27 protein-coding genes are annotated in these 24,504 nt (G+C 69.6%); 16 read left to right on the top strand and 11 right to left on the bottom strand.

The genetic code is table 11. From position 1 onward, the window contains the following. Window positions 1-17 precede the first annotated feature (17 nt). Entirely contained in the window at window positions 18-707 is a 690-nt protein-coding gene (locus B9H04_RS06045; protein WP_049931458.1) for a methyltransferase domain-containing protein, read from the bottom strand. 114 nt (window positions 708-821) lie between these two features. Between B9H04_RS06045 and B9H04_RS06040 the strand changes: the two genes are divergently transcribed. Further along, window positions 822-1,619 (top strand): DUF6663 family protein, encoded by a 798-nt coding sequence (locus B9H04_RS06040; RefSeq protein WP_049931459.1) that lies wholly within the window; start codon window positions 822-824, stop codon window positions 1,617-1,619. Window positions 1,620-1,650: 31 nt separating this feature from the next. Here B9H04_RS06040 and B9H04_RS06035 read toward each other — a convergent pair whose 3' ends face one another. Then, window positions 1,651-2,625 carry a C-terminal binding protein gene (locus tag B9H04_RS06035; protein WP_085682537.1) on the bottom strand — a complete coding sequence of 325 codons (975 nt, stop codon included), beginning with the start codon at window positions 2,623-2,625 and terminating at the stop codon, window positions 1,651-1,653. Between the two features lie 216 nt (window positions 2,626-2,841). On the opposite strand from B9H04_RS06035, the gene B9H04_RS06030 reads away from it, so the two are divergent. Then, window positions 2,842-3,144, top strand: coding sequence for a DUF7536 family protein (locus tag B9H04_RS06030; protein ID WP_425433476.1), 303 nt, complete (start codon window positions 2,842-2,844; stop codon window positions 3,142-3,144). Between the two features lie 65 nt (window positions 3,145-3,209). Here the strand turns inward: B9H04_RS06030 and B9H04_RS06025 are convergent, their stop codons facing one another. Further along, window positions 3,210-3,491 carry a MarR family transcriptional regulator gene (locus tag B9H04_RS06025; protein ID WP_049931461.1) on the bottom strand — a complete coding sequence of 94 codons (282 nt, stop codon included), beginning with the start codon at window positions 3,489-3,491 and terminating at the stop codon, window positions 3,210-3,212. A gap of 284 nt (window positions 3,492-3,775) precedes the next feature. Here B9H04_RS06025 and B9H04_RS06020 point away from each other — a divergent pair, with 284 nt between their 5' ends. The 3 genes from B9H04_RS06020 (at window position 3,776) to B9H04_RS06010 (ending at window position 6,260) form a co-directional block, all read left to right on the top strand. Next, on the top strand, window positions 3,776-4,084 hold the full coding sequence (locus tag B9H04_RS06020) for an EMC6-like membrane protein (RefSeq protein WP_049931462.1): 309 nt from the start codon (window positions 3,776-3,778) through the stop codon (window positions 4,082-4,084). Window position 4,085: 1 nt separating this feature from the next. Then, the gene (locus tag B9H04_RS06015) at window positions 4,086-5,906 is read left to right on the top strand and encodes a ribosome biogenesis/translation initiation ATPase RLI (protein WP_049931463.1); all 1,821 of its coding nucleotides are present in this window, start codon (window positions 4,086-4,088) and stop codon (window positions 5,904-5,906) included. An 87-nt stretch (window positions 5,907-5,993) separates the two neighbouring features. Then, window positions 5,994-6,260, top strand: coding sequence for an HAH_0734 family protein (locus tag B9H04_RS06010; protein WP_049931464.1), 267 nt, complete (start codon window positions 5,994-5,996; stop codon window positions 6,258-6,260). Between the two features lie 27 nt (window positions 6,261-6,287). Here the strand turns inward: B9H04_RS06010 and B9H04_RS06005 are convergent, their stop codons facing one another. From B9H04_RS06005 to B9H04_RS05995, 3 genes are all read right to left on the bottom strand, one after another. Continuing rightward, entirely contained in the window at window positions 6,288-6,917 is a 630-nt protein-coding gene (locus B9H04_RS06005) for an L-threonylcarbamoyladenylate synthase (RefSeq protein ID WP_049931465.1), read from the bottom strand. 101 nt (window positions 6,918-7,018) lie between these two features. Further along, the gene (locus B9H04_RS06000; protein ID WP_085682536.1) at window positions 7,019-7,528 is read right to left on the bottom strand and encodes a redoxin domain-containing protein; all 510 of its coding nucleotides are present in this window, start codon (window positions 7,526-7,528) and stop codon (window positions 7,019-7,021) included. A 1-nt stretch (window position 7,529) separates the two neighbouring features. Beyond that, window positions 7,530-7,826 carry a glutaredoxin family protein gene (locus B9H04_RS05995; RefSeq protein ID WP_049931467.1) on the bottom strand — a complete coding sequence of 99 codons (297 nt, stop codon included), beginning with the start codon at window positions 7,824-7,826 and terminating at the stop codon, window positions 7,530-7,532. A 210-nt stretch (window positions 7,827-8,036) separates the two neighbouring features. Between B9H04_RS05995 and B9H04_RS05990 the strand changes: the two genes are divergently transcribed. Beyond that, on the top strand, window positions 8,037-9,461 hold the full coding sequence (locus B9H04_RS05990) for a hemolysin family protein (RefSeq protein WP_049931468.1): 1,425 nt from the start codon (window positions 8,037-8,039) through the stop codon (window positions 9,459-9,461). A gap of 173 nt (window positions 9,462-9,634) precedes the next feature. Here B9H04_RS05990 and B9H04_RS05985 read toward each other — a convergent pair whose 3' ends face one another. Further along, complete coding sequence (locus B9H04_RS05985; protein ID WP_049931469.1) at window positions 9,635-10,366, bottom strand: DUF5781 family protein; 732 nt, start codon at window positions 10,364-10,366, stop codon at window positions 9,635-9,637. 164 nt (window positions 10,367-10,530) lie between these two features. On the opposite strand from B9H04_RS05985, the gene B9H04_RS05980 reads away from it, so the two are divergent. Further along, window positions 10,531-11,589, top strand: coding sequence for a WD40/YVTN/BNR-like repeat-containing protein (locus B9H04_RS05980; RefSeq protein ID WP_049931470.1), 1,059 nt, complete (start codon window positions 10,531-10,533; stop codon window positions 11,587-11,589). A gap of 53 nt (window positions 11,590-11,642) precedes the next feature. Here B9H04_RS05980 and B9H04_RS05975 read toward each other — a convergent pair whose 3' ends face one another. After that, a complete protein-coding gene (locus B9H04_RS05975) occupies window positions 11,643-12,362 on the bottom strand; it encodes a queuosine precursor transporter (protein ID WP_049931471.1) in 720 nt (239 codons plus the stop codon). Continuing rightward, a complete protein-coding gene (locus B9H04_RS05970; protein WP_085682535.1) occupies window positions 12,355-12,582 on the bottom strand; it encodes a CopG family ribbon-helix-helix protein in 228 nt (75 codons plus the stop codon). Before B9H04_RS05970 ends, B9H04_RS05975 begins: the two co-directional genes overlap by 8 nt. A 154-nt stretch (window positions 12,583-12,736) precedes the next feature. Between B9H04_RS05970 and B9H04_RS05965 the strand changes: the two genes are divergently transcribed. The 4 genes from B9H04_RS05965 (at window position 12,737) to B9H04_RS05950 (ending at window position 17,074) form a co-directional block, all read left to right on the top strand. Then, on the top strand, window positions 12,737-13,336 hold the full coding sequence (locus B9H04_RS05965) for a biotin transporter BioY (protein WP_049931473.1): 600 nt from the start codon (window positions 12,737-12,739) through the stop codon (window positions 13,334-13,336). A 6-nt stretch (window positions 13,337-13,342) separates the two neighbouring features. Continuing rightward, on the top strand, window positions 13,343-14,077 hold the full coding sequence (locus tag B9H04_RS05960; RefSeq protein ID WP_085682534.1) for an energy-coupling factor ABC transporter ATP-binding protein: 735 nt from the start codon (window positions 13,343-13,345) through the stop codon (window positions 14,075-14,077). Further along, window positions 14,074-14,787, top strand: a complete 714-nt coding sequence (locus B9H04_RS05955) for an energy-coupling factor transporter transmembrane component T family protein (protein ID WP_049931475.1) — start codon at window positions 14,074-14,076, stop codon at window positions 14,785-14,787. The genes B9H04_RS05960 and B9H04_RS05955 overlap by 4 nt, the downstream gene beginning before the upstream one ends. Window positions 14,788-14,911: 124 nt before the next feature. Continuing rightward, window positions 14,912-17,074, top strand: a complete 2,163-nt coding sequence (locus tag B9H04_RS05950) for a (Fe-S)-binding protein (RefSeq protein ID WP_049931476.1) — start codon at window positions 14,912-14,914, stop codon at window positions 17,072-17,074. Window positions 17,075-17,132: 58 nt separating this feature from the next. On the opposite strand, the gene B9H04_RS05945 is transcribed toward B9H04_RS05950, so the two are convergent. Continuing rightward, window positions 17,133-17,429, bottom strand: a complete 297-nt coding sequence (locus B9H04_RS05945) for a DUF7853 family protein (protein ID WP_049931477.1) — start codon at window positions 17,427-17,429, stop codon at window positions 17,133-17,135. A 225-nt stretch (window positions 17,430-17,654) separates the two neighbouring features. On the opposite strand from B9H04_RS05945, the gene B9H04_RS05940 reads away from it, so the two are divergent. The 5 genes from B9H04_RS05940 to B9H04_RS05920 all read left to right on the top strand — a co-directional run bounded on the left by B9H04_RS05940 (window position 17,655) and on the right by B9H04_RS05920 (window position 23,487). Continuing rightward, window positions 17,655-18,647, top strand: coding sequence for a PstS family phosphate ABC transporter substrate-binding protein (locus B9H04_RS05940; RefSeq protein ID WP_049931478.1), 993 nt, complete (start codon window positions 17,655-17,657; stop codon window positions 18,645-18,647). Window positions 18,648-18,703: 56 nt separating this feature from the next. Continuing rightward, window positions 18,704-19,678 (top strand): phosphate ABC transporter permease subunit PstC, encoded by a 975-nt coding sequence (gene pstC / locus B9H04_RS05935; protein ID WP_049931479.1) that lies wholly within the window; start codon window positions 18,704-18,706, stop codon window positions 19,676-19,678. Next, the gene (gene pstA, locus B9H04_RS05930; RefSeq protein ID WP_049931480.1) at window positions 19,678-21,444 is read left to right on the top strand and encodes a phosphate ABC transporter permease PstA; all 1,767 of its coding nucleotides are present in this window, start codon (window positions 19,678-19,680) and stop codon (window positions 21,442-21,444) included. The genes pstC and pstA overlap by 1 nt, the downstream gene beginning before the upstream one ends. A 1-nt stretch (window position 21,445) precedes the next feature. Further along, entirely contained in the window at window positions 21,446-22,279 is an 834-nt protein-coding gene (pstB, locus tag B9H04_RS05925) for a phosphate ABC transporter ATP-binding protein PstB (RefSeq protein ID WP_049931481.1), read from the top strand. 155 nt (window positions 22,280-22,434) lie between these two features. After that, a complete protein-coding gene (locus tag B9H04_RS05920; RefSeq protein ID WP_049931482.1) occupies window positions 22,435-23,487 on the top strand; it encodes a sodium:calcium antiporter in 1,053 nt (350 codons plus the stop codon). 52 nt (window positions 23,488-23,539) lie between these two features. Here the strand turns inward: B9H04_RS05920 and B9H04_RS05915 are convergent, their stop codons facing one another. Next, window positions 23,540-24,472, bottom strand: a complete 933-nt coding sequence (locus tag B9H04_RS05915; RefSeq protein WP_049931483.1) for a VOC family protein — start codon at window positions 24,470-24,472, stop codon at window positions 23,540-23,542. Between the last annotated feature and the right edge of the window lie 32 nt (window positions 24,473-24,504).

The raw sequence follows: 24,504 nt of genomic DNA, 5'->3' as shown, positions 1-24,504 counted from the left end.
ACGCGGGAACCGCGCTCTCACTCGGCGTCGGGCGCCGAGGGTTCCGCGTTGGCGGCGGTCGAACCCGACCCGTCGTCCGTTCCGTCGCCGCCGGGAACGCGAGCGACGGTCGTGATCGCTCGCGGACTCTGTGGCGTCGCCTGCTGGATGTGGTGTTCGTACTCCTCGTAGCCGGCGGCCTCGAACATCCGGTCGGCCTCGTCGGCGTCGTAGAACAGCATGATCGCGTCGGCCACTCGCTGGAGGATCGGGTTGTTCGGGTAGTCCGGACCGACGACGAGCACCTGTCCGCCGGGCTTCGCGACGCGGCGGAGCTCGCGGAGCCCCTCGACGGGATTCGGCCAGTACTCGATCGAACCGGACGACCAGACCACGTCGAACGCGTCGTCGCGGAACGGGAGCCGCTCGGCGTCGCCGCGATAGAAGTCGACGCGGTCGTGTTTCCCGAACTTCTCGAACGCCTTCTCCATCTGGTGGACGCTCTGGTCGAGGCCGTGGACGTCGTCGGCGTGCTCTAACAGTCCCTCGGTGCCGAACCCGGTGCCGCAGCCGACGTCGAGCACCGTCGGGTCGTCGCCGAACTCCAGCCACGAGAGCGCCTCGGCGCGCATCTCCTCGTTCCAGTTGAAGCGGTTGATCTGGTCGTACACCTTCGAGAGGTACTTGTAGAAGAGCCGGGCGTTCGACTTGTCCTCGAGGATCCCCATTTACCGGTTCATTGGGCCGCCCGCCCCATAACGACACGGATCCGCGGTCGGCCGACGCCGGTTTCGGCGCCCGCTTCCGACCGTCTTTTCCGCCCGCCACCCGTTCTCTCGGGCATGAACCCGACGACGAGCGGCCGGTTCCGCGTCCACGACCGGCGCCAGCGGCCGGACATCAACGACGACGCGGCTCGGAGCGGCGTCGACGACGCCGAGGAGTTCGTCCTCGTCGAACTCGCCGACGAGCCGGTCGATCCGACGGACCCCGACGCCGCGGACCGGTACGACCCGCTGTACGCCACCGCCGAGGGATACGACGGCGACCTCGCGGACGCCGTCGACGCGCTCCGTCCCGGCTTCGTCGTCGACGCGACGCTGGCGTGGACCGACGGCTCCGCGCGATTCCGCGAGGTCGAGGTCGTCCGCGAGACCCGGTTCCGCTTCGCCGACGACGTGGAGGGGATGTTCGAGGCGGCCGTCGAGACGTGGCGACAGATCCGCGCGGACGGCGAGCCCGTCGGCTCGATCACGACCCGGTCAAACGACGGCGATCCGAACGGCGCGCTCTACCTCTTCGCCGATGCGCCCGGCAGCGACACCTTCGAGGAGGTCCGAACCGGGCGGCTCCCGATCGAACCGCTCGTCGCGCGGGTGAACGACTCGCGGGACGACGACGACCCGCGGGAGGTGTTCGTGCTGCGCCCCGCGGAGTACGAGTTCGTCGCCGTCTACGTCGTCTTCGACCGCGACGGCGTCCTCGCGCAGACGGTCCGCGACACCTACGACCTCGGGGTCGGCTTGGCTGCGGGGCTCGACGCGAACTACCCCGACGGCGACGGCGGGAGCGACTCGCCGGCTCTCGACGACGCGGGCGACTCGGACGACGACGACTTCGACGCCCTCGACCGCCTGTAGACGGAGCACCTGCGCCGTCGACGGCGCCGAACTACAGCCAGTCCGCGTCGGGGTCGACCCGGCCGGCCGGCGTCTCGCCGTTGAGGACCGCCGCCACGTCCGCCGCGCCGCTCCGGTTGCGGTCGTCCTTCGCCTCCTCGCTGTACCACGCCGCGTGCGGCGTGACGACCGTGTCGTCGCGCCCGACGAGCGGGTCGTCCTCCGGCGGTTCCTCGGCGAGCACGTCGAGGCCGGCGGCCTTGATCTCGTCCGCCTCCAGGGCGTCGAGCAGCGCGTCGGCGTCGACGACCGGACCGCGACTCACGTTGACGACGACCGAGTCCGCGTCGAGGCGCGCCAGCGCGTCAGCGTCGACGATTCCCCGGGTCGCGTCCGTCAGGGGGGCGTAGACGCCGACGTGGTCGGCCCGGTCGAACAGCGCCTCGAAATCGACCTCCTCGACGCCGTACGCGGCCATCTCGTCGGCACCGACGAACGGGTCGTACGCGACGAGGTCCGCGTCGAACCCGGAGAGCTGCTCGGCGGCGCGCTGCGCGATCGGCCCGAACGAGAGCAGCCCGATGGTCGACGCGCTCACGCGCCGGATCGGCGCGCCGGCCTCCCAGCTCCACCCGCCGCCCGCGACGGCGTCGTCGTACGGCTTCAGCGACCGTAGGCACGCGAGGAGCAGCGTCACCGAGTGCGTCGCGACCTCGTCGGTACAGTAGTCCGGGACGCGGGTGACGGTGACGCCGCGCTCCGCGGCCGCCTCCACGTCGATGTTGTCGACGCCGACCGCCGACCGGACCACGACGTCGAGGTCCGTGGCGTCGAGCGCCGCCTCCGTGACGGGCGTGTTGATGTCGGTGACGACAGCGTCGGCCCCCGAGATCGCGTCGATCAGCCGCTCGGTCGAGCCCAGCTCCGCGACTTCGATCTCGACCGGCTCGTCGACCGCGTCCGCGAGCACCTCGCGGTACGTCTCCGGGTCTATCATCGGGAACGCGGACAGCACCAGTTTGGCCATACGCCTCCTCTCCCGCCGATCCACTTTACGACTGTCACTGACGCTGTCAGGCCTTCATACGTCCGTTTCGATCGTGTAGGATATCCTCTCCCCGTGTCGTCGAGGCTCGGTCAACGGGCCGCCCGTCCGCTTCGAATCGGCCTCGTCGCCCCCCGCTTCCGGGGGCCTCGGTCGCGTTCCGATGACTCTTTGCGGCCGCCGACCGTACGGCTACCCGTGAGCGAGGACAGTTCGAAGCCCCCGATGCTGGTTCTCCTTGAGTCGCTGTCGTTCTACCGCAACGTCCGAGTGGGGGCGGCGGCTGGCGCGCTGCTCGCGGTCCTGCTGTACCTCGTCAGGACCCTCGAACTGCTCGGCCCCGTGATCGACACGCGCGAGTACCCGCTTTTCGGACCGGACGTCTGGTTCCTCCTGCTGGCGTTCGTGCTGGCGGCGACCTCGGCGCTGTCGGTCGCGGTCGTCCTCACGATCGCGACCGCCGTCAGCGGCGCACGTGGCGCGGAGCGTCCGGAGTCATAGGGACCGCATCGGGCCGCCGCGAGAAGGGGGGCGATCGGAACCGCACCGACGATCGGAAGATCCCGTCAGTCGGCCGTACAGGAGGCCTCGTTCTCGTCGGCGGTGAACTCCTGAGCCGGCTCCGTGAGCTTGTAGAGGTTCTGCCTGGCGTCCGCGAAGTAGACGTCCTCGTCGACGACGCCGATCCCCTCGAGCCGTTCGAGCGCGTACCGGACGGTGCGGGCCGACAGCATCGACTCTTGGACGATCCCCTTCTGGGTCAACGGTCCGTTGTACTCGAGCACCTTGAAGACGAGTTTGGCGCTCGGCGGGAGGTCGTCGAGGCCCTCCGTTTGAGTTCCTTCCATCGTTACGATTCGAAACCGCACACGCTCATAAATGTTGATGGAGCATTGCCGCTGAACCGCCGTATACCGGAGATATGCGCCGCTTTTCGCGGTACAAACCGGCAATATGGCCCTATTTCTCCCCGCCGGACTGACCAGTCAGTCAGCGATTCGGCTCGCGCGCGCCTCGGCCGGGGCGACGCGCGCCGGACCGACCCGGCGGATGTCCCCGCGGTACTCCCGTCGCGGTCGCGGCCGGCGGCGGGAACGAACGGCTTTTCACGGGCGCTCGCGGATCCGAAGGCATGAGCGACGACTCGGGCCTCTCCGACCACGCGCGCGGCGTGGTCGTCACGACCATCTGCTGTCTCGCCGGGATCGCCGCCGGCGTCGTTTCGGCCGTCTACGTCGGCACCGATCCGGCCTCCGCCGCGAGCACGACCGCGGTGTTCGTGCTCGGGGCGTTCGTCATCGCGCAGTACCCGATATTTAAAGCGGTCGGCGTCGGGGACTTCGGCGTCAAAGACAACCTCTACATCGCGTTTCTCACGTTCACCCTCTGGTTCATCAGCTACACCGTCCTCCTGACGTCCGGCGTCGAACTGGGGGTCTGAGATGGCGGACGACAGTATCGCGGTCGTGGACCTCGACCGGTGTCAGCCCGACCGCTGTAACTACGAGTGTATGAAGGACTGCCCGCCCAACCGGACGGGCAAGGAGTGTATCACGGAGCGCGGCGAGGACGCCGAAGAAGGCGATCCGGACCAGATCCACATCTCCGAGGAAATCTGTCTCGGCGAGACGTGCGGCATCTGCGTCAACTCCTGCCCGTTCGACGCCATCGAGATCATCAACCTCCCCTCCGAACTCGACGACGACCCGGTCCACCGCTACGGCGACAACGCCTTCTCGCTGTACGGCCTCCCCACGCCGGAGCCGGGCAGCGTCACCGGTATCCTCGGTCCGAACGGGATCGGGAAGTCCACGGCCGTCCACGCGCTCGCCGGCGAGATGGTCCCGAACCTCGGCGACCACGCCGCCGACGGCGACTGGGAGCGCGTCCTCGACCGCTTCCGCGGCACCGGGATCCAGAGCTACCTCGAATCGCTCCGCGACGGCGACGTGACGGTCGCGCGCAAGCCGCAGTACGTCGACCAGATCCCGAACCAGTTCGACGGGAACACCCGCGAACTCCTGGAGCGGACCGACGAGCGCGGCGCGCTCGACGATCTCGTCGACCGCCTCAACATCCGCCCGGTGATGGACCAGGACATCGACTCCATCTCGGGCGGCGAGCTCCAGCGCGTCGCCATCGCGGCGTGCCTCGCACGTGACGCCGACTTCTACTTCCTCGACGAGATCACGCCGTACCTCGACATCGGCCAGCGGATGATCGTCGCCCGGCTCATCCGCGAGCTCGCCGACGACGACGCGGCCGACCGGTCGATGCTCGTCGTCGAACACGACCTCGCCATCCTCGACCTCCTCGCCGACACCCTCCACGTCGCGTACGGGGAGCCCGGCGCGTACGGGGTCATCACCGACCCGAAGTCGGTGCGGAAGGGGATCAACGAGTACCTGAAGGGGTACCTCGACAACGAGAACATGCGGATCCGCCCGTCGGCGATCACCTTCGAGGAGCACGCGCCGCGGGTCGCCTCACGGAGCGAGACGCTGATCGAGTACCCGGACCTGCGGAAGTCGTACGGCGACGGCGAGTTCGAGCTCCGCGTCGAGGGCGGCGAGATCAACCGCTCCGAGGTGTTGGGCGTCGTCGGCCCGAACGGGATCGGGAAGTCCACGCTCGCGCAGCTGTTCACGGGTGACTTGGAGCCCGACGAGGGCGAGCTCGACTTCGCGCTCGACATCTCCTACAAGCCGCAGTACATCGACATCGACCAGCACATGCGGGTCGACGCGTTCCTCTCGTCGATCACCGACGAGTTCGGCTCCTCCTACTGGAACACCGAGATCGCCCAGCCCCTCCAGTTGGAGCGCGTGATGGAGCAGAACCTCTCGGATCTCTCTGGCGGGGAACGTCAGCGCGTCGCCATCGCGGCCTGTCTCTCCGACGACGCCGATCTCTACCTGCTCGACGAGCCCTCGGCCCACCTCGACGTGGAGCAGCGCGTCCGGGCGACGACGGCGATCCGCCGGTACGCCGAGAACCACGACGCGACGGTGATGGTGATCGACCACGACATCTACATGATCGACCTGCTGGCCGACCGGCTGATGGTGTTCGACGGCGAGCCGGCCGAGCGCGGCCGCGCGGCGCCGCCGCAGGACATGCGCGACGGCATGAACGAGTTCCTCGCCGACCTCGAGATCACCTTCCGCCGCGACGAGCGCACCGGACGCCCCCGGATCAATAAGCCGGGCTCACAGCTCGACAGCCAGCAGAAGCGCGACGGCGAGTACTACTACTCCGGCTGATCGGAATCGACGTTCGCGGTCGCGCCCCGACGCCCGTCGATTCGCGGTATCGAAGCGATTAAGCCCGGAACACGCAAACGCCGGCACATGAAACACCTCATCATCCGCGGCGACCCCGACATCCGGAAGGACGCGGTGATCGAGCACGACGGCGAGGAGCTGGTCTGTTTCGGCATCAACGTCCAGGGGGGCTGGCACGGCCCGGACGAGCCCCAGCTATGGTGTACCGTCGGCACCGAGGACGAGCGCGACGCCTACGACAAACGCGAGTACGTCCCCCACTGGCTCGACGTCGAGACGGTCGACGCCGGGGACCTCGACGTGATCAAGGCGAAGGGCGACCTCTCCGTCTAACGCGCCGACCGCTTCTCGCCGGCGCTTCTACCCGTCTACCGGCGGGTCCGCCAGCCACGCCTCGATGGCGCCCGCCATCGCCCCGCGGCGGTGGATCGTCCCCGCCTCGGGGTCGACGACCGTGCTCTCGGTGCCGGGCGTCTCGCCGCCGTCGATCACGGCGGCGACCCCGTCGCGGACCCGGTCGTCGAGGTCGCCGAGGTCGGTGACGCTGCCGGTCCCGGAGACGTTGGCGCTCGTCGCCGTGAGGGGACCGGTCTCGGCCATGAGCGCCCGCGCGAGGTCGTGGTCCGGCACGCGGATCCCGACGCGGTCGCGGCCGGCGGTGAGCGCGTCCGGCACGCCGTCGCCGCGCTCGACGACGACGGTCACCGGCCCCGGGAGGAACGCCCGGGCGAACGCCACCGCCCGCTCCGTCGGGCGGGTGTGGCGGAGGGCGTCGTCGACGCTCGCGACGCCGAGCGAGAGCGGATTCGACCGGTCGCGGCCCTTCAGGTCGAAGACGCGCTCGACGGCGTCGGGATCGAGCGCGTCCGCGCCGAGCCCGTACACCGTCTCGGTCGGGTAGACGACGAGGTCGCCGCGGTCGACGGCGGCGGCCGCCGCGCGCAGCTCGTCGGATCGGTCCGGTCCGTCGTCGCTCGTATCGGCGGTCACGTGCGGCTATTCGGTGCCGAGTTGAAAAAGCGTGACGAGTGGACGTTGCCGCCCCCACCGACGCCCGCCGGGAGACGACGCGGCCGCGGAGCGCGAGGGTATCAGTCGACGAGGTTCGCGACCGCGTCGTCGATCGCCTCGGCGTCGGGGAATGCGGGGTGTTCGCCCGCGACCCACGCGTACTCGACGGTTCGGTCGGCGTCGAGGAGGAAGACGGCGGGACGACTCTCCGTGACCCCCGTCATGCCGTCGATGTCGTGCGCGAGGCCGTACTCCTCGATCACGCCCGCGCCCGGGTCAGAGAAGATGCGAACGCCGTCGCCGCTGTCGGCGAGCAGGCGCTTGTGGGCGTACGGCGTCGAGATCGAGACGCCGAGGACGTCGACCTCGTCGCTCCACCCGTGGTCGTCGACCGTGTTGTAGAGGTACGTCCCCTGAAACGCGCCGTCCATCGGGTGGAAGAGGAGGAGCGTCGGCCCGTCGACGACGTCGGCGAGCGAGCGGTCCTCCCAGTACTCGCCGTTCACGAGCGGGCGGGTGAAGTCGGGCGCCGCGTCGCCCTCGTCGACATGGTCGGGCTCCGGGAGAGAGACGACGTCGAAGTCGGGCATCTCAGGCACCTCCCTCGGCGTCGACCGCGCGGCCGCCGTCGGCCGCCGCGTCGCCGTACGTGCCGCGGAGGTACTCGACGATGTTCGCGCTCTCGGACATCGTCACGCCCGTCTCGTGGTCGACGATCGCCGGGACGCTCCGCGCGCCGGAGACGCGCTTGACGACGTTGCGCTCCGAGTGCATCGGCTCGACGTATCGGGAGCGGTACGCCACGTCGAGTTCGTTCAGCGTCCGGACCACGCGCTCGCAGTACGGACACGCTTGGAGCCGGTACAGGGTGATCTGTGGCTCGGTCATGCCTCGCGATTCGCCCGCGAGACGGGTAATCGTGTCGGCAGCGGCACCCTCGGTGTCGGCGGATCCGAGTCGGCGACGATTCGGGGCACCGCGCGCACCGGTGGGCGCGCTCGGGTGCGCGGCACGGCGACCGTTTCCGCGGCGGTCGGGTCGCTTCCGGGTTAGTCGAAGGGAACGCTTTAATCGCGGGCCGACGGATGACAAACGAACATGGGCTTGTCGTCTAGTGCGCCGGTGGTCGATGTCCTCCAGATACCGATGCCGGGTCAAGAGGTCGTGACCGCCCTCGGTGTCGTTGCGATTATGCTTCTCATCGGGCTCTCGGCGTTCTTTTCCTCGTCCGAGATCGCGATGTTCTCGCTGCAGCAACACCGCATCGATAGCCTCGTCGACGAGGGGGTGACGGGGGCGAAGACGATCCGCGACATGAAACAGAACCCCCACCGCCTGCTGGTGACGATCCTCGTCGGGAACAACATCGTCAACGTGGCGATGACCTCCATCGCCACCGCGCTGTTCGGGATCTACCTCTCGCGGGGGCAGTCGGTGCTGGCGACGACCTTCGGGATCACGACGCTCGTGCTGATCTTCGGCGAGAGCGCACCCAAGTCGTACGCCGTCGAGAACACCGAGTCGTGGGCGCTGCGGATCGCCCGCCCGCTGAAGGCCTCCGAGTACGCCCTCTACCCGCTCGTCGTCCTCTTCGACTACATCGTCAAGGGCGTCAACAGCGTCATCGGCGGCTCGGCGGCCATCGAGTCGACGTACGTCACCCGCGACGAGATCCAGGACATCATCGAGACGGGCGAGCGCGAGGGCGTCATCGAGGAGGAGGAGCGGGAGATGCTCGACCGCATCTTCCGGTTCAACAACACCATCGCCAAGGAGGTGATGACGCCGCGGCTCGACGTCACCGCGGTCGCGAAGGAGGACTCCGTCGAGGAGGCGATCGAGACGTGTATCCAGGCCGACCACGAGCGCGTCCCCGTCTACGAGGGGAACCTCGACAACATCATCGGCGTGGTGACGGTGCGCGATCTGGTCCGCGAACTGCGCTACTCCGAGGGCCAGCCCTCTCTCGAGCGCGTCGTCAAGCCCACGCTCCACGTCCCGGAGTCGAAGAACGCGGACGAGCTGCTCGCGGAGATGCAGGAGAACCGCCTCCAGATGGTGACGGTCATCGACGAGTTCGGCACCACGGAGGGGATCATCACCTTAGAGGACATGGTCGAGGAGATCGTCGGCGAGATCCTCGAGGGCGACGAGGAGGCGCCGGTGGAGTTCGTCGACGACAACGTCGCGGTCGTCCAGGGCGAGGTGAACATCGACGAGGTCAACGAGATCCTCGGGATCGACCTCCCGGAGGGCGAGGAGTTCGAGACGCTCGCGGGCTTCGTGTTCAACCGCGCCGGGCGCCTCGTCGAGGAGGGCGAAGAGATCGAGTTCGACGAGATCCGGATCCGTATCGAGCGCGTCGACAACACCCGCATCATGTCCGCGCGCGTGACGGTCCTCGACGGCGACGCGGGGGCGGCGGACTCGAGCGCCCCGGTCGAGGCCACCGACTTGACCGACGAGACCGAGGCGGCGGAGACGGACGGCGAGGGCGGGCCCGCTCGGAACGACGCGGAATAGTCGCGGACTACGACATCTTCGGAGTTCGATGCGATTGTCTGTGGGTAGCTGACCGCGATTGTCAGTACGAACGTCAGAAGACCCAGCCGTTCACTTATAAACAGCCATCACCGAAGCGGCGAAGACCACCGCCAAACCTCCTGCCGCACCACAGCCCCACGCCTCCCCGGCTTTCAAACGGCGTACGCGCGGGCGGCCGCGACGAGCGCCTTCCGGTAGTCGCTCTTCGAGGGGTCGTGACCGAGGTTGAGGAACCGTGCTTTGAACGCGTCCACGTCGACGGCGTCGGTGTCGCTGCCGGCCGCGCGCGCGAGGTCGTAGATGCGGTGGTCAGGACCAGCGATGTCGTGTCGCTCCACGAGGGCGAGCGCGAACGCGGCGTTGACGGCGGTGATCTCCGGGTCGGCGCCCGCCGTCACCGGCGGTGAACCGGTACGAGACACGTCGGGGCGGTCCGCGACCGCGGCCGCCAGCGTCGATTCGAGGAAGCCGAGGAGCTTGTTCGCGGGCGCCACCGCGAGCGTGATGTCGTCGGCGTAGATGTCTTTCATGTGGTTCGCGATCTGGTAGCAGTGCGCGAGCTTGCGGCGCTCGACCTTCTCACCGGAGAGACCGAGGTACAACGCCTCCTCCGTGGACTGAAGGTGCGAGGGGTGTCCCTCCTCGTACCGGGCCATGTGCGCGAGCTCGTGGATCGCCAGTTCGCGCGCCATCGCGCTCGTGGCGGCCCGCCGGGAGACGTTCAGGACGTGGTGGTCGTCGTAGTGGCCGGCCCACGTCCGCTCGTCGGGGTCCTCGCGGACCATGACGCGGACCGGCGCCTCCACGGAGCGCTCGGTTTCGAAGAGGTCCGCGGCGCCGAGAAACGGGTCGGGAGGAACGTCCCCCTGAACGCGAAGATCCATGCGTACAGTTCACACGGGTGGCGGCGGTAAGTCTCTTGCGCTCGCGGACCCGGTTCGCGGCGCGCCAGCGCCCGGTTCCGACGACGACTCTCGCCCTCCCTAGGCGACTCGTTCCTCTCGGCGACTGGCGTACGCTTTTGAGCCCTCCCGGCGAACGTCGAACCATGCGCGTCTACGCGGCGTACGACGACGGGCTCCGGATCGTCGACCCCGCGACCGGCGCGGTCGAGACTCGCCTCTCCGGCCAGCGCGTCGACTGTCTCTCCGTCGCGGACCCCGGCGACGGCGCGGCGGGAGCCGGAACCCGCGGTCCGCGCGTCCTCGCCGGGACCTTCGACGCGGGGCTGTTCCGCTCCGTCGACGGCGGCGAGCGGTTCGCGGGCGCGGCCGCGTCGACGCTCGGTCCCGAGGGGTCCGGCCCGGACGCGGTCACCGCGGTCGCGACGAGCCCGCACGACCCCTCGGTCGTCTGGATCGGCACGGAGCCCTCGCGCGCGTACCGCTCCGTCGACGGCGGCGAGACGGCGGCACTGGTCGGCGGGCTGACCGACCTCCCCTCGGCGTCCGAGTGGTCGTTCCCGCCGCGACCCGACACGCACCACGTCCGGTGGATCGAACCCTGTCCCGCCGATCCGGACCGCTGGCTCCTCGGGATCGAGGCGGGTGCGCTCGCCGTGACGGCCGACGGCGGCGCGACGTGGACCGACCGCCCGCCGGGGTCGCGCCGCGACACCCACGCGATGGCGACGCACCCGGACGCCCCCGACCGTGTCTACGCCGCCGCCGGCGACGGCTTCGCCGAGAGCGACGACCGCGGCGACTCGTGGCGCGTCCGCGACGCCGGCCTCGACCACGGCTACGTCTGGGGGCTCGCGGTCGACCCCGGGGACCCGGACACCGCCGTGGTCAGCGCGGCCCGGGGCGCGACGGCCGCCCACCGCCGCGGCGAGGCGCACCTGTACCGCTACCGTCGCGGCGGGGAAGAGGAGGACGAGGGGACGGGGGCGACGGGCGACGCGGGCGCGTTCGAGCGCCTCGACGACCGCGGCGTTCCGACCGGGGAGGGGACGTATCGAGCGGTCCTCGCGGCCGGGCGGTCCGGCGGCGAGATCTGGGCGCTCTCGAACCGCGGGCTTTTCGTGACCCGCGACGCCGGCGACTCCTTCGAGCAGGTCCCGGTCGATCTCCCCGACCGCCCGGCGCGGGCGCTGGCGGTCGCTTGAGCAGCGAGCGAGGCGAAAAGCGACGAAACGCGGTCGAACGCCGTCGAAAGCAGTCAGTCTCGGACCGCGCCGACGATCAGGTAGACGACCGGCGTGTCGAGGACGGCGATCGCGAGCTTCAGCAGGTACTGACCCAGTCCGAGCGCGAGCAGCGCCGGCGGGTCGAACACCGGCCCGACCCCGAGCAAGAGCGGGGCGGCGTAGAAGGCGACGCCGACGAAGATGGCGGTGTCTATCGCTTGGCTCGTGGCGGTCGAGCCGATGTTGCGGAGCCACAGCATTCCCTCGCCCGTGCGGTCGCGGATCGCGTGGAACACGAACACGTCCCAGTTCTGGCTCACGACGTACGCCAGCAGGCTGCCCGCGACGATGTTCGCCGCCGGTCCGAGCGCCGCCTGGAAGGCGGCGGACACCTCGGGGTCGACACCGGGCGCCGCGAGCGTCGACCACACCAGCGCTAACACGAGGAAGTTCGCGAGGAACGCGACGTTGACGACCACCTGCGTCGCGCGCCGGCCGTACAGCTCCGCGTAGCAGTCGGAGGCGAGGAACGTGAGCGCGTACGCGAGCGCGGCGCCGGGCAGCAGGATCTCCGCGCCGACCACCGGCAGCGCGAACGGGAGCGGCAGCGCGAGCACCTTCGCTGCGGTGAGCTGCGCGGTCCCGAGCGCGACCGTGAACAGCGTGATAAGCGCCACCGCCGCGACCGCCGTCCGGTCCAGCGGGTCGGTCCGGAAGGGCCCGTTCCCGCCGGCCGCCGTCCGACTACTCATCGGTCTCCTCCGTTGACTCGCTCCCCTCCAACCCCGCCGCCGTCGCCGGGTCGTCGTCGAGCCGGTCGTGGCGGGCGTCGATCTCGTCGAGCAGGTCGAGGGTCTTCCGGATCGACGCGCGCACCGCGTCGCTGCGGTTCACGAACTTCTCGTCGTCGCCCACGTGGTCGTCGAGGTCGGCGAGCAGCTCCGCCGGGCTCTCGACGCTTATCTTCGGCATACTCGCGTCGTGGACGCCGGGTAGGGATGAACGTTATTATTCAGAGATTATCGAGAGAGTCCCGAAGTGCTCGACTCGACGTCCGGCTGCGCTGCCCGCCCGCCCAGAGCTCGTAAACCGCTACGTTGAAGTGGGTTTACGAGTCCGTTGAGTCATGGCAACGAACACGGAGTCCGTCGATCTCGTCGGCGACGAGGCGGCGACGAACCTCGCTCGCGCCGCGCTGTTCGCGGCGCTCGTCGGGGCGTTCGCGTACGTCTCCTTCCCGAACCCGCTCTCGGCAGGGGTACCGATCACGCTCCAGGTCCTCGGCGTGTTCCTCGCGGGGATCATGCTCGGCCCGGTGTGGGGGTCGCTCTCGATGGTCCTGTACCTCGCCGCCGGCGCGGTCGGCGCGCCGGTCTTCTCCGGCGGCACCGCGGGGATCAGCTACCTGATCGCCAGCCCGACGCTCGGGTTCCTCTGGTCGTACCCCTTCGCCGCGGGAGTGATCGGGCTCGTCGCCCACCGCGGGACGAGCCTCTCCGAGGTCGACGCGGTCCCGACGCCGGTCCTCGTGGGAGCGATGGTCGCCGGGACCGCGATCATCTACGGGTTCGGCACGGTCGGCTTTGCGGTGATACAGTACGACCCGTGGTACGCGTCGCTGTGGCAGGCGTTCCTTGTCTCTTCGCTCGCCTTCGTCCCCGTCGAGGCGGTCAAGATCGCCGCCGCCGTCGGCATCGTCAAGAACGACGCGATCGCGGCTGCCTGACCCGGCGTGATCGCCGTCAGCGACCTCACGCACGCGTTCGACGGGGCGGTCGCGCTCGACTCGGTCTCGCTCTCCGTCGACGACGGCGAGTTCCTCCTCGTCACCGGCCCGAACGGCTCCGGCAAGACGACGCTCGTCCGTCACTTCAACGGCCTGCTCTCGCCCACCGAGGGAGAGGTCCGGGTCAACGGCGTCCCGGCCGAGGCGGACCTCGTCGCGGCGCGGACGGCGGTCGGGATGGTGTTCCAACGCCCGGCGGACAGCTTCGTCGCCGCGACGATCGCGGCCGACGTGGCGTTCGGCCCCGAGAACCTCGGTCTGTCCCACGACGAGATCGACCGACGCGTGGCGACCGCCCTCGACGCGGTCAACCTCGCCGGGCGGGGCGACGAGCGGATCGACGCGCTCTCCGGCGGCGAGAAGGCCCGTGTCGCGGTCGCCGGCGCGCTGGCGATGGCGCCGGACCACCTCGTCCTCGACGAGCCGTTCTCGGGGCTCGACGAGCCCGCCCGTCGCTCGCTGCTGTCTCACCTCGCGTCGCTCTCGGCCGACGGAACGGGGATCGTCGTCGTCACTCACGACCTGCGCGGCCTGATCGACCGGTGTGACCGGGTGATCGCGCTCGCCGACGGGTCGATCGCGTTGGACGCCCCGCCCGAGGCGGCGCGCGCCGAACTCCCCGCGCTCGACGTCCACGTCCCGGCGAGCGAGCGCCTCGAGGGCGAGTCCGACACGCGATGATCGGCTACGTCCCCGGCTCGACTGTCGCGCACCGGCTCGACCCCCGGGCGAAGATCGCCGTTCAGGTCGCGTTCGCCGCCGCGGCGTTCGCGTACACGACCCCCCGCGGGCTCGCCGTCCTGTCCGTCCTCGCGCTCGCGGTCGCCCGGCTCGCGTCGCTGTCGCTCGCCGGCGTCGTCCGCTCGTTCAGGGTCATCCTCCCCTTCCTCGTCGCCGCGCCGCTCGTCGCGACGATCGAGCTGTCTCCGCCGGCGATAGACCCGGGAGCGGCCGTCTACCCGGCGCTGTCGAGCTACCGCGTGCTGCTCGTCGTCGTCGTCAGCGCGGCGTACGTCCGTACCACGACGGTCCGGGAGTCGCGCGCGGCGATCCAGCGGACCGTCCCGGGTCGCCCCGGCGTGTTCCTCGGCGTCGGCGTCTCGCTCGTCTTCCGGTTCCTCCCGGTTCTCCGGCGGGAGATCACGGCGGTCAGGGAGGCGTCGGCGGCCCGGCTCGGCACCGAACGCCCGCTCGTCGACCGGATCGAGCGCGTCGCCGTCGCGGGCGCGACCCGGACGCTGGGGCGCGCGGACCGCCTCTCCACGGCGCTCTCGGCCCGCTGTTTCGCGTGGAACCCGACGCTGCCGCGGCTGACGCTCACCCGGATCGACGCGCCGGCGCTGGCGCTCGCGGGAGCGCTGCTGGCGGCGGCGCTGTTTCGGGCCGTCTGAGCCGTCGTCGCTTGCGCGGACCGGGATCTCCCCCGCGGCGGGAGCCCTTCGATTCGCGCGAACGCCGCGCGGCGGCCGCTGCGCTGTGGCAAGTTTTAACCCGGCCGTATCCCGGTGATCGATCATGACTCCCTTACAGGCGGCCACCCGCGAAACCTTCTGGACCATCGGTCCGGTGGGGAAGGCCGCGTTCTACTGGCTCGCCGTCGTCGCGATCCTCGTCTTCCTGTACGGCGTGTACGCGCGGTTCGCGGCGTACGCGCGCGGGAGCGAAGACCCGCGAGACCGGCTGTCGGACCTCCCCGGACGGGTGATCGGGGCGACGAAGACCGTCCTCGCGAACGAGAACCAGTTCGACGGGGACCTCTACACCGGCGTGATGCACACGTTCGTGCTGTGGGGGTTCCTCGTCCTGCTCGTCGCGACGACCATCCTCGGGATCGACATCGACCTCTACCGTCCGCTCACGGGCGAGTCCTTCTGGGTCGGCGACTTCTACCTCGCGTACCAGTTCGCCGTCGACGCGTTCGGCCTGCTGTTCGTCGTCGGCGTCGGCATGGCCGCGTACCGCCGCTACCGGCAGCGCGAGGGGCGGCTCTGGGGAAAACACACCTCCTTCGAGGACGACGCGTTCGTGTGGACGCTGTTCCTGCTCGGCGTCGGCGGCTTCGTCGTCGAGGGCGTGAGCATGGTCGGCCAGCCGGGGCGGGCGACCGAGACGGTGAGCTTCGTCGGGATGGCGCTCGCGACCGGGCTGGAGTCGGCCGGGCTCACGGCCGCGGGCGCCGAGGCGATATACGGCGTCCTCTGGTGGAGCCACTCGCTGCTGGCGTTCGCGTTCGTGGCGTGGATCCCCTACGCGAAGCCGTTCCACATGATCTCGTCGTTCGCCAACGTCGTCGCCCGCGACGAGAAGGCGGGCGCGCGGCTCCCGAACGTCCCCGCGGACCTCGACCACACGAACGCGGAGTCGCTCGACGACTTCACGTGGAAGGAGCTGATGGACGGCGACGCCTGTACGAAGTGCGGCCGGTGTACCGACGCCTGCCCCGCCGACACGGTCGGGCGCAACCTCGACCCGCGGAACGTCATCCTCGATCTGAAGTCGTACCGCGAGTCGGTGAGCGACGACCCGGTGGCCGGCTCGGGCGGCGGAGGCGGTCCCGCGGCGACCGACGGCGGCACGGTCCCCATCGTCGCCGACGAGGGCGGCGTCATCGACGCCGAGTCGATGAAGTCCTGTATGTCCTGTATGGCGTGTATGGACGCCTGCCCGGTCGACATCGAGCACCTCACCTCCTTCACGAAAATGAACCGCCAGCTCGTCGACGAGGGGGCGGTCGACTCGAACCTCCAAGACGTGTTCCAAGACGTGATGCAGAAGGGGAACACCTTCGGCGACTCCCAGGCGACCCGCGGCGACTGGGCCGACGACCTCGACGGCGTCGAGGTCCCGGACGCCCGCGAGACCGAGGTGGAGTACCTCTGGTACGTCGGCGACTACCCGAGCTTCGACGACCGGAACAAGAAGGTCGCGCGTGCGCTCGCCCGCCTCTTCGACGAGGCGGACGTGTCGTTCGGCATCCTCTTTGACGACGAGAAGACGGACGGCAACGACATCCGCCGGATCGGCGAGGAGTTCCTCTACCTCGAACTCGCCGGCCACCACGTCGAGACGTTCGCCGACTGCGAGTTCGAGAACATCGTCTGTACCGATCCGCACTCCTACAACACGATCAAAAACGAGTACCCCGAGGTCGACTTCGCGGAGTTCGCGGACGACCCGATGATGCCGTTCGAGCGCGAGGAGCCGTGGAACGCTGAGGGCGCGGTCGACGTGTTCCACTGGACGCAGGTGGTCGAGGAGCTGGTCGAGGCGGGCCGGCTCGGCCTCTCGGGCGACGAGCTGGACTACACCGTCACCTACCACGACCCCTGTCACCTCGGCCGGTACAACGACGAGTACGAGGCGCCCCGCGAGCTCATCCGGGCGACCGGCGCCGACCTCCACGAGATGCCCCGGTCGCGGGACGACTCGTTCTGCTGCGGCGGCGGCGGCGGCGGGCTCTGGACCGAACACGAGGAGGAAGTCAAGCCGAGCGAGGAGCGCCTCCGTGAGGCCGTCGAGGACACCGACGCGGGGGCGTCGATCGAGAAGTTCGTCGTGGCCTGTCCGATGTGTACGACGATGTTCGAGGACGGGCGGAAGACGGGGGACTTCGAGGACCAGATCGAGATCGTTGACGTGGCGGAGCTGCTGATCGAGGCGGTGGAGGTCGGATCGTAGCGTGGGGACTCGGTCCGTCGGAGCCGCCGGACCGAGACGCTCGCCGCGACCGCCGTCCCTACGCTCGCCGCGACCGCCGGTCCGTCGCCTCGTCCGTGCGCCGCAACAGCGCTCGCCCGGGGGCGCGGTCGCGGACCGGCGCGTCGCCGAGGTAGTCGACGAGCGCGTCGCGGAGCAGGGCGACGCCCTCGTCGTCGAGCGCCGCGCCCCGCTCTAACGACTCGATCGGGCGGTGGTACGGTGCCTCGTCGTCGGTCGCGCTCCGCGCGGCGTCGAGCAGCGCGGCGTGAGCCACCCACGCCTCCTCCCGGGAGGTCGTCGGCGCCGGCGGCCCGTCGGTCGTGGGAGGCGTCATTCGTCCGGGTTCTCCCGGTACGAGGACTTAAAACCACGTCCCGGTTTCGCCCCGATCCGGCGCCGAGGAGCCGCGCGCCGCCGTCTCTCCCCGCCGACCGTCGCTCTTCGGGAGTATATACTACTATATAGAATATGTGGAAGCATATAGCCGTACTGGGGAGTATGCGACACCACGTACCGTTCATAGCATACTACTTAACCGGAACTCGTCCACCCACACGTAATGGAGTCCAGTCACGACGCGGACGCAACGGGAATCACGCGGCGGAAATCGCTCGCGGCGATCGCCGGCGCCGGGGCGCTCGGTCTCGCCGGCTGTACGCAGAGCGGAGACGGCGGCTCGGGCGGCGACGAGCTCTCCGGTCCGATCAACATCGCCGGTTCGAGCACGGTGTTCCCGCTGATGAGCGCGGTCATGGAGGACTTCGCCGAGCAGCACCCCGGCGTCGACCCCGACATCAGCTCGACGGGGTCCGGCGGCGGATTCTCGAACTTCTTCTGTACGGGCGACACCGACTTCAACAACGCGAGCCGCCCGATCCAGCCCGAGGAGGAGGAGCTATGCGAGGAGAACGGCGTCGAGTACGTCGAGCTGATCGCGGCGACCGACGCGCTCACGGTCGTCGTCAACCCCGACGCCGACTGGATCGACTCGCTCACGACCGAGGAGCTCGCCCAGATCTGGAAGTCCGACCCCGTCCAGACGTGGGACGAGGTCCGCGATGAGTTCCCGAACGAGGAGATAAACCGCTTCGGCGCCGCCGACACCTCCGGCACGTACGACTACTTCATCGAGGCGATCCTCGAAGAGGAGGGCCACACCAGCGACTATCAGGCGACTGAGCAGGACAACACGATCGCCCAGGGCGTCTCCGGCGACCCGTACGCGATCGGCTACTTCGGCTTCGCGTACTACTTCCAGAACCCCGACCAGCTGAAGGCCCTCGGCATCGACGACGGCGACGGGCCGGTCGAGCCGAGCCTCGAAACCGCCTCGTCGGGCGAGTACACGCCGCTCTCGCGGCCCCTCTTCACCTACCCGTCGATCGAGTCGCTCGGCGAGGAGCACATCGCCGAGTTCGCCCGCTACTTCGTCGAACAGACGACGAACGAGGAGCTCGTCGCCAACGACGTCGGCTACGTGCCCGCCACCGAGGAGACGCAGGAGGAACAGATGCAGACGCTCGAAGACGCGATCGAGCAGGCGCAGGGCTGAGCCGGCGCGATGAACCGGTGTATTGATTTACGACAGCGTTCGATACCCCACCGTTCGTGACTGACAGCACAGAGAGTCCCGACCTGTCGCGGCGGGGCGGGCTCACACGACTGAAAGAGGGAACCTACGGCGGCCTGTTCGCGGCGTGTGCGGCGATAACCCTGCTCACCACGGCCGCAATCTTCGTCACGCTCCTGTCGGACGCGGTGGTGTTCTTCCGCTCGATCTCGGTCGCCGAGTTCCTCACCGGCACCAACTGGAGCCCGAACCCGGCCGGCGGCGGGCAGGCGTTCGGCATCATCCCGCTTCTCATCGGGACGATCACGGTGACGATCACCGCGGCGTTCATCTCGATCCCGATCGGGACGCTCACGGCAATCTACCTCAGCGAGTACGCGACCCCGAACGCCCGGTCGATCCTGAAACCGCTGTTGGAGATCCTCGCGGGGATCCCGACGGTCGTGTACGGGTACTTCGCGCTCGTGTACGTCACTCCGGCGCTGAAGGCGACGCTGTTCCCGGAGATGAGCACGTTCAACGCCCTGTCCGCGTCGATCATGGTCGGGATCATGACGATCCCGATGGTGTCGTCGATCTCCGAGGACGCCATGAGCGCCGTGCCCGACGAGCTGCGGCAGGCCGGCTACGGGCTCGGCGCGACCAAGTTCGAGGTGTCGACCGGCATCGTCGTCCCGGCGTCGATCTCCGGGATCGCCTCCTCGTACATCCTCGCCGTCTCCCGCGCTATCGGCGAGACGATGATCGTCGTCGTCGCCATGGGCGCGCAGGCGCGGATGCCCGCGGTCCGGGAGGCGCTCTTCGGTATCCCCTTCGTCAACCCGGCCGACGTGCTCTTGGAGTCCGGGATGACCATCACCGTCGCGATGGTCCAGATCACCGGCGGCGACCTCACCGGCGGGACGCTCCCGTACAACTCCATGTTCGCGCTCGGCCTCGCGCTGTTCGCGGTAACGCTCGTCATGAACGTGATCAGTGATATCATCGCGCAACGCTACCGGGAGGAGTACTGATGGCGACCGACAACGCGAACGCGAACGGCTTCGGCGAGGTCAGTCGAGTCCGGGGAATCGTCTTCGAGTACCTGTCCCTGGGCGCGAGCGTGTTCGGCCTCGTCGCGCTCGGCGTGCTCCTCGTGTACGTCGCCATCGACGCCTTCGATCTCGCGAACGCGAGCCCGGAGTGGCTGCTGACGTACTTCCTCACGCTCGTCGTCCCGTTCCTCGCGTTCTGCCTGTACAGCGCGAGCGACCCGACCGTGACCCGACGCGCGCTCGGCGCGCTCGGCGGCGGCCTCGTCGCCGTCGCCGCGCTGTTCACCGCCATCGAGGCGCTCGTCGTGCCGATTCCGCGGCTCAACTGGCAGCTCGCGTACCTCTTCGTCGTCGCGGCCCCGGTCACCGCGTACCTCGCGTACGTCGGCAGCGGCGGCCGCGTCGGCGCGGTCGGCTTCGGACTCCTCGGGCGGCTGGTCGGCGGAGCCGCCGTCGGGCTCGCGGTCGGCACGCTGTTCCTCGTGTTCGACCCGCTGCTGTGGTTCCTCGCGTACACGCTCGGGGTCCTCCCGGCCGTCGGGCTGTACGCGTTCGGGCGGCGACGGTCGACGCCCCGAGCGCGGACCGCGGCGGCGCCGGTCGGCCTCGGCGGACTGGTCGCCGCGGTGTTCCTCCGCGAGGTGATCCCGACGTACCCGTCGGACCTGATCATCTACCTCTGGACGGTCGCCGTCCCGGTCGCGGTCGCGGGGGCGCTCCTCGTCGCCGACCGCCGGGGGCGCGTCGCCGCGGCCGCCGTCGGCGGCGTCCCGCTCGCCGCCGCGACTGCCGGGGGGTTCCTGGCGCCCGGCGCCGGGCTGCCCTCCCCGACGGTCCTCCTCGTGCTCGTCTCGATCGGCGTGCCGACCGCGGTGTACGTCTCTCGCGTCGTCGACGCCGGCGAGGGTCTCGCCGGCCTCGGGCTCCCGCTGCTCCTCGCCGCGGGCGCGGTCCTGGGCGCGCTGATCGTCGGAGCACTTGGCTTCCCGGCCCCCGACCCGTGGCTCGACGGGTCGTTCCTCACGGCGGCACCCTCTCGGACGCCGTCGGACGCCGGACTCTATCCGGCCATCGTCGGGTCCGTCATCATCATCGCGCTGGTCGCCGTGCTGTCGTTCGCGCTCGGGGTCGGCACGTCCGTCTTCCTGGAGGAATACACGCCGGGGACCGGGCCGCTCGGGACGCTGACGCGGATCCTCCAGGTCAACATCGCGAACCTCGCGGCGGTGCCGTCGGTCGTCTACGGGCTCCTCGGGCTGGGACTGTTCGCGAACCTCCTCGGTCTCGGCATCGGGACGGCGGTGACCGCGGCGCTGACGCTGTCGCTGCTCATCCTCCCGATCACGATCATCTCCGCGCAGGAGGCGATCCGGTCGGTGCCGGACGACCTCCGGCGCGGCTCCGACGCCATGGGCGCGACGCGCTGGCAGACGACGAAGAACGTGGTGCTGCCCGAGGCGATGCCGGGCATCCTCACCGGGACGATCCTCGCGCTCGGCCGCGCGATCGGCGAGACGGCGCCGCTGATCATGATCGGCGCGGCGACGACCGTGTTCAGGGCGCCGGACAGCCTGTTCAGTCGGTTCAGCGCCATGCCGATGCAGATCTACACGTGGGCCGGCTTCCCGCAGGCCGACTTCCGTTACGGCGTCGTCGCCGCAGGCGTTATCACGCTACTTCTCATCCTCGTCGGCATGAACGGGACGGCGATTCTGCTGCGGAACCGCGCGGAACGGGGGAGCTAACATGAGTAACACCACATCAGACGACTCGCTCATCACGACGGAGGTACAGGCGGACTCGAACGACGACAGCGCGGCGCCCGCCGCGGGCACCGCGGTGGCGGCGCGGAACCTGAACGTCTACTACGGCGACGAGCAGGCCATCGACGACGTGACGATGGAGATCCCCGAAGAGCGCGTCACCGCGCTCATCGGCCCCTCGGGCTGCGGGAAGTCGACGTTCCTCCGGTGTATTAACCGGATGAACGACATGATCGAGATCTGCCGCGTCGAGGGGGACGTGGAGTTCGGCGGCAAAAACGTGTACGACGCCGACGTCGACCCCGTCGCCCTGCGCCGGAAGATCGGGATGGTGTTCCAGAAGCCGAACCCGTTCCCGAAGTCGATCCGCGACAACGTCGCGTACGGGCTGAAGATCCAGGGGTTCGACGGCGACATCGACGAGCGCGTCGAGGAGTCGCTGAAGGGCGCCGCGCTGTGGGACGAGGTGAAAGACCAGCTGGACTCCTCGGGCCTCGAACTCTCCGGCGGGCAACAGCAGCGCCTCTGTATCGCCCGGGCCATCGCACCCGACCCGGAAGTCATCCTGATGGACGAGCCGACCTCCGCGTTGGACCCCGTCGCGGCCTCGAAGATAGAGGACCTGATCGACGACCTCGCGGAGGAGTACACGGTCATCATCGTCACGCACAACATGCAGCAGGCGGCCCGGATCTCCGACCGGACGGCCGTGTTCCTCACCGGCGGCGAGCTGGTCGAGTACGACGACACGGCGAAGATCTTCGAGGACCCCGAAGCGCAGCGCGTCGAGGACTACATCACGGGCAAGTTCGGATAACGTTCCTCGAAATTCGCCCGGGGATCCGGAACGGCCGCCGACGCGGTGCGGTCGCCGCGCGCGGCGGGCGCCGTCCGGCGGACTGACGCACCGACGGCCGGACCACCCGAGCGCTTCCGGAATCACTAATCGGCTCCGTGCGTACCGATCGCACGGTGACGATACTCTACGAGCTCATCGGCGACCAGCCGCTCGTCGTCTGGATCGCGCTCGGCGTGATCGGGTTCCTCCTGACGTGGAAGGGCGCGAACGTCGTCGAGTCCACGACCTCGAAGGTCAGCGACCACTTTGGCGTCTCGCAGGCGGTACAGGGCGGGCTGATCGTCGCGGCCGCCACGTCGTTCCCCGAGCTCGCGATCATCGTGATCTCCGTCTTGGTCCTCGGCGAGTTCGGCGTCGGCGCCGGTGCGCTCATCGGTACGGCGGTGTTCAACATCTTGGTCATCCCGGCCGCGGTCGCCATCACGAGCGGCGACACGGCGACGACGCAGGGGATCGTCTACCGCGACGCCATCTTCTACACCGTCGCGGTCCTCGCCCTCTTCGGCGTGATCGCCTTGGGCGTCCTCGGGACCGACGGGCGGGAGCTCGCCCGGATCTCCCCGCAGATGGGCGTCGGGCTGTTGGTACTGTACGGCGTGTACGTCATCCTGCTCGTCGGCGGCAAGAGCGGCGCGTCGGATCGGAAACGGGCCGAGTCGACGAACGTCCCGAAGCAGCTCGGCCTGTTCGCGGGCGGGCTGGCCGTCGTGCTCGTCGGCGTCGAGTCGATGATCGGCATGACGCTTCAGGTCGCCGACGCGCTCGGCGCGCCGCCGTTCCTGATCTCCGTGACCGTGCTCTCGGTGATGAGCTCGTTCCCGGACCTCCTCGTCGGCGTGAAGATGGGGCAGGCGGGCGACAAGCGGGCGGCGGTCGCGAACGTCTTCGGGACGAACACGTTCAACCTCGTCGCGGCGCTGCCGATCGGCGTCATCCTCGCCGGCGGGGTGTCGATCGGCTTCCTCACCTCCGTCCCGCTGCTTTTGTTCCTGTTTTACACGACGCTCGTCGTCGTGGTGCTGTCCGCGACGGACTTCGAGATATCGACCGAGGAGGGGTACGTCTTCCTCGCCATGTACGCGGTGTTCCTCGGGTGGATGACGACCGAGGCGCTCGGGGTCACCGCCTTCCTGACCGAGTCGACGCTCCGGACGATCGTCGGGTGAGCGGTTCGTGAGCCGGTCCGAGGCCGGCCACTGAGCGGACCCGCGGGACCGACTACTCAGTCAGAACGCGGACCTCGATGCCGTCGGTGTCGGTGACTACGATCCCGTCGTCGCGCTCGGCGACCGCAAACTCGGCGTCGCCCTCGGCCGCGACCGCGTCGAGCCGCGTTCGGACCGCGTCCAGCGCGGCCACGTCCGGAACGACCACCTCGAACCACGCCAGCCCGCGCCCGCCGGCCGGCGTCGTCCGCCCTCGCCACGTGTTCGCGCCGAGGTGGTGGTGGTAGCCGCCGGCCGCGACGAACCGGACGTCAGGGCCGCTCATCCCCGTCGCGAAGCCGAGTCCGTCGACGTACACCGCCTCGAACGCCGACAGCGAGGTCACTTCGAGGTGTACGTGACCCAAATCGGTGTCGGCGGGAGCGCGATCGACGAGGGCGGCGGAGCCGACTCCGCCGCCGTCGCTCCCGTCGCCGGCGGCCTCGGCGACTCCTTCGATATCGAGCGGTTCGGTCGCCATCCGCGCCGTTCCGCTCCCGGTGCGGGGCCACTCCTCCCGCGGCCGATCGCGGTATATCTCTACCCCGTTTCCCTCCGGGTCGTCGAGGTACAGCGCCTCGCTGACGAGGTGGTCGGAGGCGCCGTCGAGGCGCCACCCCTCCCGGACGCGCGCCAGCGCCTCGCCGAGCGCGGCCCGCGAGGGAACACGAAACGCGGTGTGGAAGAGCCCGGCGTCGCTCCGCTCTCGGTCCGGCGCGTCGGCGTCGCGTTCCAACACGAGCAGCGGGGCCCCTCCCGCCCCGAGCGTCGCGCGCCCGTCGTTGCGGTCGAGGACGGAGAGCCCGACCACGTCGCGGTAGAACGCGACCGCCTCGTCGAGGTCGGCGACCCGGAGCGCCCCGCGGCCGATCCGCGTTTCGGGCGGAAGGCCGCCTCCGCGGTCGCTCGCGGCGGTCGCGGAATCGCCGTCGTTGGTGTCGGTCACGAGACGATCTACGGTCGTCCGCGCGTTCAACG

The sequence above is a fragment of the Halorubrum ezzemoulense DSM 17463 genome, from assembly GCF_002114285.1.
In the GTDB taxonomy this organism is placed as follows: domain Archaea; phylum Halobacteriota; class Halobacteria; order Halobacteriales; family Haloferacaceae; genus Halorubrum; species Halorubrum ezzemoulense.
Note: the sequence above shows the minus strand (reverse complement) of the source record. Positions and strands in the feature narration are given on the sequence as shown.

What these genes read in the sequence shown, in the direction of transcription:
- B9H04_RS06045 (WP_049931458.1), bottom strand. Translation starts at nt 707, where the DNA reads ATGGGGATCCTCGAGGACAAGTCGAACGCCCGGCTCTTCTACAAGTAC.
- B9H04_RS06040 (WP_049931459.1), top strand. Translation starts at nt 822, where the DNA reads ATGAACCCGACGACGAGCGGCCGGTTCCGCGTCCACGACCGGCGCCAG.
- B9H04_RS06035 (WP_085682537.1), bottom strand. Translation starts at nt 2,625, where the DNA reads ATGGCCAAACTGGTGCTGTCCGCGTTCCCGATGATAGACCCGGAGACG.
- B9H04_RS06025 (WP_049931461.1), bottom strand. Translation starts at nt 3,491, where the DNA reads ATGGAAGGAACTCAAACGGAGGGCCTCGACGACCTCCCGCCGAGCGCC.
- B9H04_RS06020 (WP_049931462.1), top strand. Translation starts at nt 3,776, where the DNA reads ATGAGCGACGACTCGGGCCTCTCCGACCACGCGCGCGGCGTGGTCGTC.
- B9H04_RS06015 (WP_049931463.1), top strand. Translation starts at nt 4,086, where the DNA reads ATGGCGGACGACAGTATCGCGGTCGTGGACCTCGACCGGTGTCAGCCC.
- B9H04_RS06010 (WP_049931464.1), top strand. Translation starts at nt 5,994, where the DNA reads ATGAAACACCTCATCATCCGCGGCGACCCCGACATCCGGAAGGACGCG.
- B9H04_RS06000 (WP_085682536.1), bottom strand. Translation starts at nt 7,528, where the DNA reads ATGCCCGACTTCGACGTCGTCTCTCTCCCGGAGCCCGACCATGTCGAC.
- B9H04_RS05995 (WP_049931467.1), bottom strand. Translation starts at nt 7,826, where the DNA reads ATGACCGAGCCACAGATCACCCTGTACCGGCTCCAAGCGTGTCCGTAC.
- B9H04_RS05990 (WP_049931468.1), top strand. Translation starts at nt 8,037, where the DNA reads ATGGGCTTGTCGTCTAGTGCGCCGGTGGTCGATGTCCTCCAGATACCG.
- B9H04_RS05985 (WP_049931469.1), bottom strand. Translation starts at nt 10,366, where the DNA reads ATGGATCTTCGCGTTCAGGGGGACGTTCCTCCCGACCCGTTTCTCGGC.
- B9H04_RS05980 (WP_049931470.1), top strand. Translation starts at nt 10,531, where the DNA reads ATGCGCGTCTACGCGGCGTACGACGACGGGCTCCGGATCGTCGACCCC.
- B9H04_RS05975 (WP_049931471.1), bottom strand. Translation starts at nt 12,362, where the DNA reads ATGAGTAGTCGGACGGCGGCCGGCGGGAACGGGCCCTTCCGGACCGAC.
- B9H04_RS05970 (WP_085682535.1), bottom strand. Translation starts at nt 12,582, where the DNA reads ATGCCGAAGATAAGCGTCGAGAGCCCGGCGGAGCTGCTCGCCGACCTC.
- B9H04_RS05965 (WP_049931473.1), top strand. Translation starts at nt 12,737, where the DNA reads ATGGCAACGAACACGGAGTCCGTCGATCTCGTCGGCGACGAGGCGGCG.
- B9H04_RS05955 (WP_049931475.1), top strand. Translation starts at nt 14,074, where the DNA reads ATGATCGGCTACGTCCCCGGCTCGACTGTCGCGCACCGGCTCGACCCC.
- B9H04_RS05950 (WP_049931476.1), top strand. Translation starts at nt 14,912, where the DNA reads ATGACTCCCTTACAGGCGGCCACCCGCGAAACCTTCTGGACCATCGGT.
- B9H04_RS05945 (WP_049931477.1), bottom strand. Translation starts at nt 17,429, where the DNA reads ATGACGCCTCCCACGACCGACGGGCCGCCGGCGCCGACGACCTCCCGG.
- B9H04_RS05940 (WP_049931478.1), top strand. Translation starts at nt 17,655, where the DNA reads ATGGAGTCCAGTCACGACGCGGACGCAACGGGAATCACGCGGCGGAAA.
- pstA (WP_049931480.1), top strand. Translation starts at nt 19,678, where the DNA reads ATGGCGACCGACAACGCGAACGCGAACGGCTTCGGCGAGGTCAGTCGA.
- pstB (WP_049931481.1), top strand. Translation starts at nt 21,446, where the DNA reads ATGAGTAACACCACATCAGACGACTCGCTCATCACGACGGAGGTACAG.